The organism is Umezawaea sp. Da 62-37, from assembly GCF_032460545.1.
Taxonomy (GTDB): Bacteria; Actinomycetota; Actinomycetes; order Mycobacteriales; family Pseudonocardiaceae; genus Umezawaea.
Genome location: NZ_CP135965.1, coordinates 4,002,172 through 4,016,001, shown reverse-complemented (window position 1 = coordinate 4,016,001; position 13,830 = coordinate 4,002,172). Strand labels below are relative to the sequence as shown.

Here is a 13,830-nt window from a genome sequence, read left to right as displayed (position 1 = left end):
GTCACTCACCTCGATTCGCCGTCGTCGCCCATGGTGGCCAGCTGGAACCAGTAGAACCCGTGGCCAGGCAGCGTGAGCAGGTACGGCAGTTCACCGACCATGGGGAAGTGGACCCCACCGGTCAGCTCCACCGGGGTGGTTCCCCGGTGCTCGGACAGGTCAAGTTCGACCGGCTGCGGGAAGCGCGACAGGTTGTTGACGCACAGCACGATGTCCTCGTGCCCGTCCGGTCGCGTCCAGCGCCGCTTGTAGGCGAGCACGCTCGGGTTGGACCCGCCGAGGTCGATGAAGGTGCCTTCGGCGAGCGCGTGGTGCTGCTTGCGCACCTCGATCATCCGGCGGGTCCAGTTCAGCAGCGACGAGGCGTTGTTGAGCTGGGCCTCGACGTTGAGCGCCTGGTAGCCGTAGATCGGGTCCATGATCACCGGCAGGTAGATCCGGCCCGGATCGCAACTGGAGAACCCCGCGTTGCGGTCGGGGGTCCACTGCATCGGCGTGCGCACCGCGTCGCGGTCGCCCAGCCAGATGTTGTCGCCCATGCCGATCTCGTCGCCGTAGTACAGAACGGGCGAACCCGGCAGCGACAGCAGCATCGCGGTGAACAGCTCCTGCTGGTTGCGGTCGTTCTCCAGCAGCGGCGCCAACCTCCGGCGGATGCCGATGTTGGCCTTCATCCGCGGATCCTTGGCGTACTCGGTGTACATGTAGTCGCGCTCTTCGTCTGTCACCATCTCGAGCGTCAACTCGTCGTGGTTGCGCAGGAAGATGCCCCACTGCGTGCCCGCCGGGATCTCCGGCGTCTGCGCCAGGATCTCCGAGATCGGGAACCGCGACTCCCGCCGCACCGCCATGAAGATCCGCGGCATCAACGGGAAGTGGAACGCCATGTGGCACTCGTCGCCACCCACCGCCGGGTCGCCGAAGTACTCGACCACGTCGGAGGGCCACTGGTTCGCCTCCGCCAGCAGGATCCGGCCGGGGTACTCGTCGTCGACCACCTTGCGGCACCGCTTGAGGAAGTCGTGCGTGCGCGGCAGGTTCTCGCAGTTGGTGCCCTCCTCCTCGAACAGGTAGGGCACCGCGTCCAGCCGGAACCCGTCGATGCCCAGGTCCAGCCAGAACCGCAGCGTGTCCAGCATCGCCTCCTGGACGTCGTTGTTCTCGAAGTTCAGGTCCGGCTGGTGGGAGAAGAACCGGTGCCAGTAGAACTGCCCGCGCACCGGGTCGTAGGTCCAGTTCGACGACTCCGTGTCGACGAAGATGATCCGCGCGTCGGAGTAGCGCGAGTCGTCGTCGCTCCACACGTAGTAGTCGCCGTAGGGGCCGTCCGGGTCCATCCGCGACTGCTGGAACCACGGGTGGGCGTCGGAGGTGTGGTTGAGCACCAGGTCGGTGATGACCCGGATGCCGCGGCGGTGCGCCTCGTCGAGCAGGTAGACGAAGTCCTCGATGTTGCCGAACTCCGGCAGCACCGCGCGGAAGTCGCTGATGTCGTAACCCCCGTCGCGCAACGGGGAAGCGTAGAACGGGGGCAGCCACAGGCAGTCGATGCCCAGCCACTCCAGGTAGTCCAGTCTGCTGGCGAGACCGCGCAGGTCGCCCGTGCCGTCACCGTTCGAGTCGGTGAAAGCTCGCACCAGCACCTCGTAGAACACCGCGCCCTTGAACCAGTCCGGGTTCCTCGGCGCCTGTTTCGCGTGCTGGAAGTCCTCGGCCTGCGGCTCGACCAACATGCCGTCGGCGGTGATCGCTTCACCGGTGTGCGGTACGCCCTCGAGCCCCAGGGCCGCGTCGGGTCGGGAATCTTCCTGCATGATCTCCACCTCGTCCCACCTCATAGCGGGTACGTCAACCATCCCCTGCGTACCTGGTGCACGCGGGGGTCCTCGGGTTCCTGACGGGTTCAGGAGAACCGGCGCTGCAACCCCACGATGTGCGCGACGGCGCGCCACGGTTCCAGCCTGACGTAGTTCGCCTGACCCCAGTCCCAGGTCTCGCCGGTGACCTCGTCGTGCGCGATGAGACGCTCGTGCCAGTCGAAGCCCAGCGAGGGCAGGTCGAGCCAGAGAGTGCCCGCCTGCGGGTCGTTCGGGTCCAAGCTCACCACAGTCACGACGGTGTCGCCGGTTGCCGGATCCTGTTTGGAGTAGGCGATCAGGGCGTCGTTGTCGATGTGGTGGAACCTCAGGGTGCGCATCTGCTGCAGGGCCGGGTGTGCCCGGCGGGCAGCGTTCAGCTTGCGGAGCCACGGTTCCAGCGAACGGCCCTCGGTCAGGGCGCCCGCGTAGTCGCGTGGCCGCAACTCGTACTTCTCGGAGTCGAGGTATTCCTCGCTGCCCGGCTTCACGGCCTCGTGCTCGAACAGCTCGTAGCCCGAGTACACGCCCCACGTCGGCGCCAGCGTGGCGGCCAGCGCCGCGCGCAGCGCGAACATGCCGGGACCGCCGTGCTGGAGCGACTCGTGGAGGATGTCGGGGGTGTTCACGAACAGGTTCGGCCTGGCCTCGTCCCAGTGCTCGACCTGCTCCATGCCGAACTCGGTGAGCTCTTCCTTGCTCGTGCGCCAGGTGAAGTAGGTGTAGGACTGGGTGAAGCCGAGCTTCGCCAGCCCGTAGAGCCGCGCGGGCCGGGTGAACGCCTCGGCCAGGAACAGCACGTCGGGGTGCTTGTCCTTCACGGCCCAGATCAGCCACGCCCAGAAGTCCGGCGGCTTGGTGTGCGGGTTGTCGACCCGGAAGATCCGCACCCCGTGGTCGATCCAGTGCAGCACCACGCGCAGGACCTCGTGGTAGATGCCCTTGGGGTCGTTGTCGAAGTTGACCGGGTAGATGTCCTGGTACTTCTTCGGCGGGTTCTCCGCGTACGCGATCGTGCCGTCCGGGCGGGTGGTGAACCACTCCGGCGACTTGAGCACCCACGGGTGGTCCGGCGCGCACTGCAGCGCGAGGTCCAGCGCCACTTCCAGGTTCAGCTCGGTCGCGCGGGCGACGAACCGGTCGAAGTCCTCGATCGTGCCGAGTTCCGGCGCGATGGCGTCGTGCCCGCCCTCGTCCGCGCCGATCGCCCACGGCGAGCCGACGTCGTTCTCATCGGCGACCAGGGTGTTGTTGGGGCCCTTGCGGTTGACCCGGCCGACGGGGTGGATCGGCGGCAGGTACGCCACGTCGAACCCCATCGACGCGACCCGGTCCAACTCCTTGGTCGCGGTGGTGAACGTGCCGTGCACCGGCACGCCGTTCTCGTCGCGGCCGCCGGTGGAACGCGGGAAGAACTCGTACCAGGAACCGAACGCGGCGCGCTTGCGGTCGACCCACACCTTGTGCGCCTTGCCCTTGGTGACCAGTTCCCGGACCGGGAACTCGGTCATGATCCGGTGCACGTCCGACGCCAGCGCGGGCGCGACCCGCTCCGGCAGCGGCCGCTGCCCGTCGCGCAGCGCGGCCGCGGCGTTCGCCAGCAGCGGGCGCTCCTTGCGGCGGTCGGGCCTGCGGGACACCCGGTCGAGCAGCAGCGCGCCGCCCTCCAGGTCGTTCGCCAGCTCCTCGGGCCCTTGCCCCGCGCCGATCTTCGCCTCCACCGCGTGCCGCCACGTGGCCCACGGATCGCTCCACGCGTCCACGCGGAAGGTCCACGCGCCCTCGTCGTCGGGAACGACGACGCTCGCGAAGCGGTCCAACCCGACACCGTGCGGCGCCATCCGGGTCTGCCGGGCGATCCGATCCTTGGGCCCGCGCCAGACGACGGTGGCGGCGATGGCGTCATGCCCCTCGCGCCAGACCGTGGCCTCCACCGGAATGTGTTCCCCCACCACGGCTTTGGCCGGATAGCGGCCACCGCTGACCGCCGGGGAAACATCATCGATGCCGAGTCGTCCACTCATCGGCTACGCCCTCTCGCCGTGTTTTCGCGCGGCAGAACCGCGGGCCCGTTCAGTCTGCCTTGCTCGTTGCGGCAGGTCATCACCGGGGACTACTACAACTACCCGTACCCATTCGAGTCGACCCGCACACCCCGGCGCGGGCAATCGGATGACCGCGCGGGTGGTGTGTCCATGGCCGTGAGACCTGACGCGGTGATCATCAAGTACCGGTTCGCCGGAATGGCGCGCGCCACGCCGTAGGTGGTGGTGAATGAGACCTGATTCGGTTAACGCGTTGGTAACGCGGGGTGGGCGGGGGTGTTGCGGGGGTATGGCCAGGAGGGGTGGCGGGGTTGGTTTCGGGGGCATGTCGAGGTCTGGCGGGTATGGGGAGGATCAAGTGGTGTCGCCGGTGGTGTCGCCCTTGGTGGTGAGCGATGCTGTGCGTACTGCTGTTCGGGATGCGGTCTTGGTGCGGATCGTCGCGGAGGATGCGGTGCTGCTCGACCGGTTGGCCCGATAAGCCGGGGTTGGCTCATCCGCCTTGCCGGTCGGGCGCTGTGCTGAAGATGCGGAAGTGTCGGACCCCCTGAGTACCTTGGGTTTCGGGGGGTCTTCACGACGGGGGGACCCTTGGTCGTGGCTGGTCCGGCGCTCATGGGGCCGGGTTCTAGGGCAGCTCGCTCCGCCTTGGATCGTGGTCGAGGTGCCTCCAACCCGCTCGCCGAGTGTTCTAGACTTGCCGAACCTTGTCAAGACGATGAGGCTGTCTTGACAAGCTCCGTCAAGCCCAGAGATGGCTTCGGATCGGGGTCGGGGGGTAGGTCTGGCTACGCCAGCATCAGGCTGCGCCTGACTCGGGCATCGGGCTGCGCCCGACGAGGCATCCGGGCTTCGCCGGACCAAGCATCCGGGCTGCGCCGGATCGGGCATCCGGGCTTCGCCGGACCAAGCATCCGGGCTTCGCCGGACCGGGCGGCGGCGTGATCCGCTTCGGTTGCGGGGCCCAAAATTGTGAGCACCACTCAACTCCATCTTCGGCTCTCCTTGCCGCCCGCTCGCTGCTCCGAACGCGAACACCCCGCCGACCCGCCCTGCGGACCCGAAAGACCTGGTGGCACTCACGGGTCTTCTGGATCGGTCCCGGTACCGATCCTGCAAACCGTTGCAGGTTCGGAGTGGAGACTTGTCGTGCAGCGGTCGGCGGGAGATAAGGTCCGTCGCCATGCGAGCACTTCGCCGGTTCACCGTCCGAGCCAGCCTCCCGGAGGCACTGGCCTCCCTGGGCACGCTCGCCACCAACCTGCGCTGGACCTGGCATCCTCCGACGCAGGACCTCTTCGCGTCGGTCGATCCCAAGGTCTGGTCCGACGTCGGTGGCGATCCGCTGCGCCTCCTGTCCGAGGTAGCCCCGGAGCGGCTGGAGGTGCTCGCGCGGGATGAGCAGTTCCTGTCGCACGCGCGTGCGCTGGCCGACGACCTGGACCGCTACACCCAGGGCCCCCGCTGGTTCCAACGGCGCCAGGAGGAGGTGCAGGCGCGGCGGGAGCACGGGAACTACGACCTGAGCCCGTTGCCGGCGGCGATCGCGTACTTCTCGATGGAGTTCGGGGTCACCGAGGCGCTGCCGAACTACTCCGGTGGGCTCGGGGTGCTGGCGGGTGACCACCTGAAGGCGGCGTCGGACCTCGGGGTGCCGTTGATCGCGGTCGGCCTGCTCTACCGGTCCGGTTACTTCCGCCAGTCGCTGTCCCTCGACGGCTGGCAGATCGAGCACTACCCGGTGCTGGACCCGCGGGCCCTTCCCCTCGAACTGCTGACCGAGCCGTCGGGCGCGCCGATCCTGGTGCACGTGGCCATGCCGGGCGACCGGGTGCTGCGCGCGAAGATCTGGAAGGCGCAGGTCGGGCGGATCCCGCTGCTCCTGCTGGACTCCGACGTCGAGGAGAACGACGAGGACCTGCGGGGGGTCACCGACCGGCTCTACGGCGGCGACCAGGACCACCGCATCCGCCAGGAGATCCTCGCGGGCATCGGCGGGGTGCGGGCCGTGCGCACGTACTGCGAGCTGACCGGGCACGCGAAGCCGGAGGTGTTCCACACCAACGAGGGGCACGCCGGGTTCCTGGGGCTCGAGCGGATCCGCGAGCTGACGACGACCGAGGGCCTCGACTTCGACCAGGCGCACGCGGCGGTGCGGGCGGGCACGGTGTTCACGACGCACACGCCGGTGCCCGCGGGCATCGACCGGTTCCCGGTCGACCTCGTGCAGCACTACTTCGGCTCCGAGACGCTGCTGCCGGGCGTGAGCACCCAGCGGGTGCTGGCGCTGGGCGCGGAGGACAACCCCGGCCTGTTCAACATGGCGCACATGGGCCTGCGGCTCGCGCAACGGGCGAACGGCGTGTCCAAGCTGCACGGCGAGGTCAGCCGGGACATGTTCCGCGGCCTGTGGCCCGGCTTCGACGTCACCGAGGTGCCGATCCGGTCGGTCACGAACGGCGTGCACGGCCCGACGTGGGCGGCGACCGAGATGAGCCGGATGCTCGGCGAGTCCGAGGAGTCCGGGGGCGCACTGCGGTTCGAACCGGTCACCGACACCCGGCTGTGGGAGCTGCGCACCGAGCTGCGCGGCCGCCTGGTCGACGAGGTCCGCCGCCGCGTCCGCGCGTCGTGGTTGCAGCGCGGCGCGTCGGCGCTGGAACTGGGCTGGACCGACTCGGTGTTCGACCCGGACGTGCTGACCGTCGGCTTCGCCCGCCGCGTCCCCACCTACAAGCGGCTGACCCTGATGCTGCGCGACCCCGAGCGGCTGCGCGCGATGCTCCTGCACCCGGAACGCCCGGTGCAGCTCGTCGTCGCGGGCAAGTCGCACCCGGCCGACGACGGCGGCAAGGCGCTGATCCAGCAGATCGTCCGCTACGCCGACGAGGCGGGCGTGCGGCACCGGATCGTGTTCCTGCCCGACTACGACATGTCGATGGCCCGCTACCTCTACTGGGGCTGCGACGTGTGGCTGAACAACCCGATGCGGCCGCTGGAGGCGTGCGGCACGTCGGGCATGAAGTCCGCGCTGAACGGCGGGCTGAACCTGTCCATCCGCGACGGCTGGTGGGACGAGCTGTACGACGGCAGCAACGGCTGGGCCATCCCGACCGCCGACGGCGTGACCGACCCGACCCGTCGGGACGACCTGGAGGCCACGGCGCTCTACGAGCTGCTCGGCAACCAGGTGGCGCCGCTGTTCTACGACCGCGGCGAGGACCGCACGCCCACGCGCTGGCTCGCGATGGTCCGGCACACGCTGGCCTCGCTCGGCCCGGCCGTGCAGGCGTCGCGAATGGTGCGCGAGTACGTGGAGACGCTGTACGCGCCCGCCGCGGCCTCGGCCCAGTCGGTCGTCGGCGACGGCTTCCGCGGCGCGAAGGAGCTGGCCGACTACCGGCAGCGGCTGCGCGCGGCGTGGCCGAGGGTGCGGGTGCTGGACTCCGAGCTGTCCATCGGCGGGCACCCGACGCCGGTGCTCGGCGCGCCGGTGACCGTGCGGGCCAGGGTCGAGCTGGCGGGCCTGGAGCCGTCCGAGGCGGACGTGCAGGTCGTGCTCGGCAGGGTCGGCGAGGGCGAGGAGCTCTACGACCTGGTCACGGCCCCGATGGTGTACGCGGGCAACGGCAACTACGAGGTCGAGGTGCCGCTGCCGCACGCGGGGACGATCGGCTACACGGTGCGGGTCCTGCCGCGCCACGAGCTGCTCGCGTCGCCCGCCGAGCTGGGCAAGGTCGTGCTGGCGGGCTGAGCCCGGTCCCGTGCCGCGGGGGTATCCGGTCGTCGCCTGTGGCGACCGGGTACCCCTTTTTGCTGAGCGGGTGCGGTGGGGTGCTGATCCCTCGTCGATCCGGTGTGGACGGTTAGTCGATCTTCAGGCGGGCTGAGGTGGTGGTCACGCGGGGGAGCCAGGCGGCCAGCGATTCGGCTTCGGCGAGGGTGGTGCGGGCGGCGGAGTTGTCGCCCGCGGCCATCTGGGCGCGGGCCGCGGTGGCCAGGGAGTCGGCGCGGGCCAGGGCGTCGGTGCTGCTGTCGGCGCTTTGCCGGGCGAGGGAGAGGGCTTCGGTGGTGTCGCCGCGGAGCAGGGCCAGTTGGGCGAGGGTGCCGGTCAGGCGGTAGCGGGGTAGGCCGAAGCCGATGGCGCTGTCGGCGGCGCGGGTGCCCGCGGAGAGGCCGATTTCGAGGGGGAGTTGGCCCGCTTCCACGGCGGAGGCCGTGGCGCCTGCCATTTCGGCGAGGATCAGGGCCATGTCGCGGGGTTCCATGTCCGGGCGGCCCACGAGGGCGCTGAGCAGTTGCAGGGCTTCGGCGTACTTGCCGCGGATGTTGAGCATGGTGGCTTGGGCGCCGGTGGTCATGAGGAGCGCGGGGTGGGCTTCGACCAGCTTGGCCAGTGCGGTGTCGGCCGTGTCCAGGTCGGCGGTGCGGATGGCGTCGACGACGTTGTTGACGAGCGGGGTGGCGTCCATTTCGGCTGCCGGGCGGCCGGATAGGCGGGGGAGGGAGAAGAGGAACCAGCCGGGGGAGGTGGTTCCGGCGCTTCGGCGGGGGATGAGTTCGTGGAGCAGGCACGTGGTGGCGCCGATGGCGAGGCCTCGGGAGAGTTCGCCGGTTGCCAGGAGCCAGGTGGTGGTGGCGGTGAGGATTGCTGCCAGGACGGATGTGGCGCCGGTTAGCCAGAGGCGTTTGCGGACCGGGGAGTGGATGGACCTGGCGCCGACCATGATCACGACGGGGAGGGAGCGGAGGACGATTCGGAGGTTGGGGGTGTTCCAGGCTCGTAGTTCGCGGCCCACGCCGATGATGATGTGGCGGATTCTTAGTCGCCAGATGAGGGCACCGGTGAGGGTGCCGATTTGTAGGGCGGCTAGTTGGAGGATCAGGCCTAGGAGGGCTCCTAGGAGGCCGATCGGGCCTTGGCCTGAGGCGAGTACTGCTGTTGTGGCGGCGATGGTGAAGAGGGGGCCGGATTTGGTCAGGAGCTTGAGGGCGCGCACGAATCTGGAGACGTTACCCATAGGGATGGGGGTGTGGGGAGAACGAAGCCCGGCCCCCGTGCGCGCAATTGTCTCAATGCACAACCACCGTTTGTCAAGGCGGGAAAGATGCCTTGACAAACGGTGGTTGTGCAGGAGGGCGCTGTGTATCGGGGGCAGGGGGAGGTCTGGCTTCGTTCGTGTCGGCTGTGCCTGACTCGGGCATCAGGCTGCGCCTGACGAGGCACCTCGCTGCGCGTTGGCAGGGCACCTCGTTGCGCGTCGGCCAGGGCACCTTGCTGCGCGTCGGTAGGGCGGCGGGCGCTCCGCGCCGGATGCGAGGGGGCGGCTGTGCCGATGGGGGTGGGTGTCGGGCTGTGTGCTGACTGGTTCCTCGCTCCGGACGGGCGGGGCAGCTGGTTTTGCTTTGGTTTTGTTGTGGGTCAGGTGATGGCTTGGGTGCCGCCTTTGCGGATGGGGAGGCCGGCGGTTGCCCAGGCGCGGAAGCCGCCGATCAGGTCGGTTGCTTTGGGGAGGCCGACGCGTTGCAGGTCTCTGGCGGCGAGGCTGGAGGAGTAGCCCTCGTTGCAGAGCACTACGACTGTGGTGTCGGCGGTGAAGTTCGGTAGGCGGTGGGAGCCACGGGGGTCCAGGCGCCATTCGAGGACGATGCGTTCGACGGGGATGGAGTTGGGGATTTCGCCTTCTGCCAGGCGGTTGTGGAGGGGGCGGATGTCGATGATGAGGGTGTTGTCGTCGGGTAGTGCGTCGACCTCTGCGGGGGTTAGTCGGTTGAGGTTGGTGCGGGCCTCTTCCAGGAACGTGTCGATGCCGGTCATGGGCCCTCCAGGTCGGCCAGGACGCGTAGTTGTTCCAGTGGCAGGCGTTGTGCTGGTAGTGGGGGGATTTCGGCTGGGATGTCGGCGAGGCTGGCGTACTCCCTGGTGGGGATGAGGGGTGGGGAGTAGGCGTGGACGCTGGCCGCTCCGATGGTGCCCCTGTTGTGCACCTCGTGGGCGCGGCCCGCGCCGAAGCCGAGGGAGGCGCCTACTGGGCGTTTGGCGTTGCGGATGGGGCCTGCGGGGTAGCGGTAGTTCTCGGTGAGTTCGCCGGTGAGGACGGTGAAGGAGCCGGAGGAGCCGCCGTGGTCGTGGGGTTCGGTGCCTTGGCCCGGTAGCCAGGAGAGCAGCCAGAGTTCGACGCCCTCGGTGAGGCCGAGGCGGGCCCACCAGCGTTTTTCGGGGTTGAAGTCGAGGATGTCCAGGAGCGGGGTGGTCAGCTCGCTGGCCACGAACGAGGTGAGGTCGCGCAGTTGGCGGGGGGACCACAGTTCGCGTTCGGGGTGGATGATGTCGCGGGCCAACCGCACGTCCAGTTTCGGGTGCAGGTCGGCCGGGGCAAGGGTTGAGGTCAACGTCGCTCCTGAGGCTACGGGTGCTGGGTAGCGATCAAGACGCGACGCGGGGCGAGCCGAACGCTCAGAGTCCGCGCCGCGTCCGGCTACACCCGCACGACGCCACCAGGAGGAGGTCGATCGTGCGGTCGCACCAGGTCAGGAGCGGGCGATCCACGGGGGTGATGTTGTCACGGAAAGGCGGGGGGTGGGAGGTCGTCCCAGAGCCTGATAATGCCTCGGTTGCCGATGTAGTTGTGGGTGGGTTTTCGGCGGAGTTCGGTGGTGGGTCACCGGGTATCGCATCCACCGTGCTCCAGGTGCGGCCGGCTTGACTTGGGGCCCCTTTTTGGGCCTTGTCGGGCTGAAAGGGCAGGTGGTGGAGATGCCCGCCGACAAATTGCAGGCCCCAAAACCCCAAGTCAAGCCAGCCGCACGGCGGTCGAGCATTGCTCGGTGTCGTCGCGCGGGGTTGCTCGTTGCCGTTGTGGTTGTAGTTGTGGTGGGCGCTGCTTAGTTCGGTGCGCGTAGTAGCAGCAGTGAATGGCCGGACACGGTGATGCTTGAGCCGGGTGCGAGTAGGCCTGGGGTGGCAGGGGAGCCGTCGGGGGTGGTGGTGTCGAGCATGGGTTCGAAGTGGGTGCCGTATTCGGCTGGGGGGAGGACGACTTCGATCTGGTCGGCGCCGGCGTGCAGGAGCAGTAGCCAGGAGTCGTCGGAGACGAGTTCGCCCTCGCGGGAGCGGGAGAGGCTGTTGGAGCCGTCGATCCACATGCCGAGGGTGCGGCGGCCCTCGTCGAACCAGTCGGTTTCGGCCATTTCCTCGCCGTCGGGCCTGAGCCAGACGAGGTCGGGGGAGCCGGTTGCGGTGGTGCGGCCCTCGAAGAACTCGGGTTGGCGGAGGGCGGGGCTGCCTGCGCGGAGGGTGATGACGCGGCGGGCGAAGGTGAGCATGGCGGTGGCGTCGTCGTCGAGCTTCCAGTCGACCCAGGAGGTCTCGTCGTCGATGCAGTAGGCGTTGTTGTTGCCGCCCTGCGTGCGCCACAGCTCGTCACCGGCGACGAGCATCGGGGTGCCGGTCGACAGCAGGAGGGTCGCGAAGAGGTTGCGGGCCTGCCTTGCCCGCAGCACCACCACGCCGGGGGCGTCGGTCTCGCCCTCGATGCCGCAGTTCCAGGACCGGTTGTCGTTGGTGCCGTCGCGGTTGTCCTCGCCGTTCGCCTCGTTGTGCTTGTTGTTGTAGGACACCAGGTCCCGCAGCGTGAAGCCGTCGTGCGCGGTGATGAAGTTGATCGACTGCCACGGCCTGCGCAGGTCGTCCGCGTACAGGTCGGAGGAGCCGGAGAGGCGGTAGGCGAGGTCGCGGACGCCGGTCGCGCCGCGCCAGAAGTCGCGCACGGTGTCGCGGTAGCGGCCGTTCCACTCGGCCCACTGCACGCCGAAGTCGCCCACCCGGTAGCCGTCGCCGGTGGCGTCCCAGGGCTCCGCGATGAGCTTGCAGCGCGACAGCACGGGGTCGGTGGTGATGGCGGTGAGCAGGGCCGAGTTGCGGTCGAAGTAGCCGCCGCCGGGACGTCCCATGGTGCTGGCGAGGTCGAAGCGGAAGCCGTCGACGCCGAGTTCGGTGGCCCAGTAGCGGAGCGAGTCCGTCACCAGCCGCACGACCTGGGGCGACCCGGCCTCCAGGGTGTTGCCGCAGCCGGTGATGTCGAGCGTGCCGCCACCGGCCACGTGCAGGTAGTAACCGGGCGCGTCGAACCCGCGGAACGACAGCGTCGGCCCGTCCGGACCGCCCTCGCAGGTGTGGTTGAACACCACGTCGATCAGCACCTCGATGCCCGCCGCGTGCATGGCGGCCACCATCGTCCGGAACTCCTCCACCTCGCGGCTCGGCTCGGACGCGTACGCGGGGTGCGGGGCGAAGTAGCCCAGCGGGGAGTAGCCCCAGTAGTTGACGCGGCCCTCGCGCATGAGCGCGGGCTCGTCCTGGAACGCGTGCACCGGCAGCAGTTCGATCGTGGTGACGCCGAGCCGGACCAGGTGCTCGACCACGGCGGGGTGCGCGAGGCCGAGGTAGGTGCCGCGCAGGTGTTCGGGCACGTCCGGGTGCGAGCGGGTGAAGCCGCGCACGTGCAGCTCGTAGATCACCGCTTCCTCGAACGGCACCTCCGGCTTCGTGCCGGTGTCCGGGCCGCCCGGCGAGGTGACGACGGACAGCGGCACGCTGCCCAGCGAGTCGACCACCGACGGCGGGCCCATCATCGGGTCGCCCACGTACCCGAGCGCGCTGTCCAGGTCGGTCACCTTCCCGGTGACGCGCTTCGCGTACGGGTCGACCAGCAGCTTCGCCGGGTTGCCGCGCAGCCCGCGCGACGGGTCGTACGGCCCGTGGATCCGGTACCCGTACCGCTGTCCGGGGGTCACTCCGGCGACCAGACCGTGCCACACGCCGAACGTGCGCTCGGTCAGCTCGATCCGGTTCTCCGTGCCGTCCTCGCTGATCAGGCACACTTCCACGGCCTCGGCGGACGGCGCGGACACCGAGAACCGGACGCCTCCCGCCTCCGGGTGGGCGCCCAACGGGAACGGTCGGCCTGCGAGGACGGGCGAGTCGGCTGCCATGCCTAGATCCTGTCAGGCCGGACCGGTGAAAGGCACGTGAGCAACCCCGCCGCACGGGTGCCGGGGGGTGGTCGGAAACAATGGGCCGCGTGACCGACCACGGGGCGAGGCAGGGCACTGTGCAGAGTTCGGAAGTCGACGTGACCGATCTGGTCGTCCACATGGCCGGGGTCGCCGTTCGTCGTGGGAAGACCACGCTCGTCGGCGACGTCGACTGGAGTGTCGAACTGGACGAGCGCTGGGTGGTGCTCGGGCCCAACGGCGCGGGCAAGACCACCCTGTTGAGGCTGGCCAGCGCGGAGCTGCACCCCACGAAGGGGAAGCTGCACCTGCTGGGCGAGCGCATCGGGAAGACCGACGTGCGGGAGCTGAAGCCGCGGATCGGGCTGTGCTCGGCGGCGCTCAACGGGCGGGTTCCCGCGGACGAGAAGGTCGTCGACGTGGTGGTGAGCGCGGGCTACGCGGTGATCGGCCGCTGGCGCGAGGACTACGACGTGATGGACACCACCCGCGCGAAGGAGCTGCTGGGCACGCTCGGCATCGAGCACCTGGCCGACCGCACGTACGGGACGCTGTCGGAGGGCGAGCGCAAGCGCACGCTGATCGCCAGGGCGCTGATGACCGACCCCGAGATGCTGCTGCTGGACGAGCCCGCCGCGGGCCTCGACCTCGGCGGCCGGGAGGACCTGGTCGCGCGGCTGTCCGAGCTGGCGCTGGACCCGGACGCGCCCGCGATGGTGCTGGTCACCCACCACGTCGAGGAGATCCCACCCGGTTTCACCCACGCGCTGCTGCTGCGCGAGGGGGGCGTGGTCGCGCAGGGACTGCTCGACGACGTGCTGACCGAGGAGAACCTGTCCAAGACCTTCGGCCAGCCGCTGGAACTCCAGCGCTCGGGCGACCGCTACTTCGCCCGTCGCAAGGCGGTGTGACCG

The 13,830-nt window shown here is 69.4% G+C and carries 8 protein-coding genes; 2 read left to right on the top strand and 6 right to left on the bottom strand.

Annotated features, from left to right (window positions below):
• Positions 1-5: 5 nt before the first annotated feature.
• Together treS and RM788_RS17795 are read right to left on the bottom strand one after the other, a co-directional pair.
• Positions 6-1,814: a maltose alpha-D-glucosyltransferase gene (gene treS / locus RM788_RS17800; protein ID WP_315932816.1), complete on the bottom strand. Its 1,809-nt coding sequence runs from the start codon at positions 1,812-1,814 to the stop codon at positions 6-8.
• Between the two features lie 89 nt (positions 1,815-1,903).
• On the bottom strand, positions 1,904-3,880 hold the full coding sequence (locus tag RM788_RS17795) for a maltotransferase domain-containing protein (protein ID WP_315932815.1): 1,977 nt from the start codon (positions 3,878-3,880) through the stop codon (positions 1,904-1,906).
• A gap of 1,204 nt (positions 3,881-5,084) precedes the next feature.
• On the opposite strand from RM788_RS17795, the gene glgP reads away from it, so the two are divergent.
• Positions 5,085-7,655 (top strand): alpha-glucan family phosphorylase, encoded by a 2,571-nt coding sequence (glgP, locus tag RM788_RS17790; protein ID WP_315932814.1) that lies wholly within the window; start codon positions 5,085-5,087, stop codon positions 7,653-7,655.
• Positions 7,656-7,767: 112 nt separating this feature from the next.
• On the opposite strand, the gene RM788_RS17785 is transcribed toward glgP, so the two are convergent.
• The 4 genes from RM788_RS17785 to glgX all read right to left on the bottom strand — a co-directional run bounded on the left by RM788_RS17785 (position 7,768) and on the right by glgX (position 12,895).
• A complete protein-coding gene (locus RM788_RS17785; protein WP_315932813.1) occupies positions 7,768-8,922 on the bottom strand; it encodes a hypothetical protein in 1,155 nt (384 codons plus the stop codon).
• Between the two features lie 401 nt (positions 8,923-9,323).
• Complete coding sequence (locus RM788_RS17780; protein WP_315932812.1) at positions 9,324-9,719, bottom strand: rhodanese-like domain-containing protein; 396 nt, start codon at positions 9,717-9,719, stop codon at positions 9,324-9,326.
• A complete protein-coding gene (locus tag RM788_RS17775; protein ID WP_315932811.1) occupies positions 9,716-10,294 on the bottom strand; it encodes a cysteine dioxygenase in 579 nt (192 codons plus the stop codon). Before RM788_RS17775 ends, RM788_RS17780 begins: the two co-directional genes overlap by 4 nt.
• A 492-nt stretch (positions 10,295-10,786) precedes the next feature.
• On the bottom strand, positions 10,787-12,895 hold the full coding sequence (gene glgX, locus RM788_RS17770) for a glycogen debranching protein GlgX (protein ID WP_315932810.1): 2,109 nt from the start codon (positions 12,893-12,895) through the stop codon (positions 10,787-10,789).
• 161 nt (positions 12,896-13,056) lie between these two features.
• Here glgX and RM788_RS17765 point away from each other — a divergent pair, with 161 nt between their 5' ends.
• Positions 13,057-13,827: an ABC transporter ATP-binding protein gene (locus RM788_RS17765; protein WP_315934664.1), complete on the top strand. Its 771-nt coding sequence runs from the start codon at positions 13,057-13,059 to the stop codon at positions 13,825-13,827.
• Positions 13,828-13,830: the final 3 nt, after the last annotated feature.

What these genes read in the sequence shown, in the direction of transcription:
- treS (WP_315932816.1), bottom strand. Translation starts at nt 1,814, where the DNA reads ATGCAGGAAGATTCCCGACCCGACGCGGCCCTGGGGCTCGAGGGCGTA.
- RM788_RS17795 (WP_315932815.1), bottom strand. Translation starts at nt 3,880, where the DNA reads ATGAGTGGACGACTCGGCATCGATGATGTTTCCCCGGCGGTCAGCGGT.
- glgP (WP_315932814.1), top strand. Translation starts at nt 5,085, where the DNA reads ATGCGAGCACTTCGCCGGTTCACCGTCCGAGCCAGCCTCCCGGAGGCA.
- RM788_RS17785 (WP_315932813.1), bottom strand. Translation starts at nt 8,922, where the DNA reads ATGGGTAACGTCTCCAGATTCGTGCGCGCCCTCAAGCTCCTGACCAAA.
- RM788_RS17780 (WP_315932812.1), bottom strand. Translation starts at nt 9,719, where the DNA reads ATGACCGGCATCGACACGTTCCTGGAAGAGGCCCGCACCAACCTCAAC.
- glgX (WP_315932810.1), bottom strand. Translation starts at nt 12,895, where the DNA reads ATGGCAGCCGACTCGCCCGTCCTCGCAGGCCGACCGTTCCCGTTGGGC.
- RM788_RS17765 (WP_315934664.1), top strand. Translation starts at nt 13,057, where the DNA reads ATGGCCGGGGTCGCCGTTCGTCGTGGGAAGACCACGCTCGTCGGCGAC.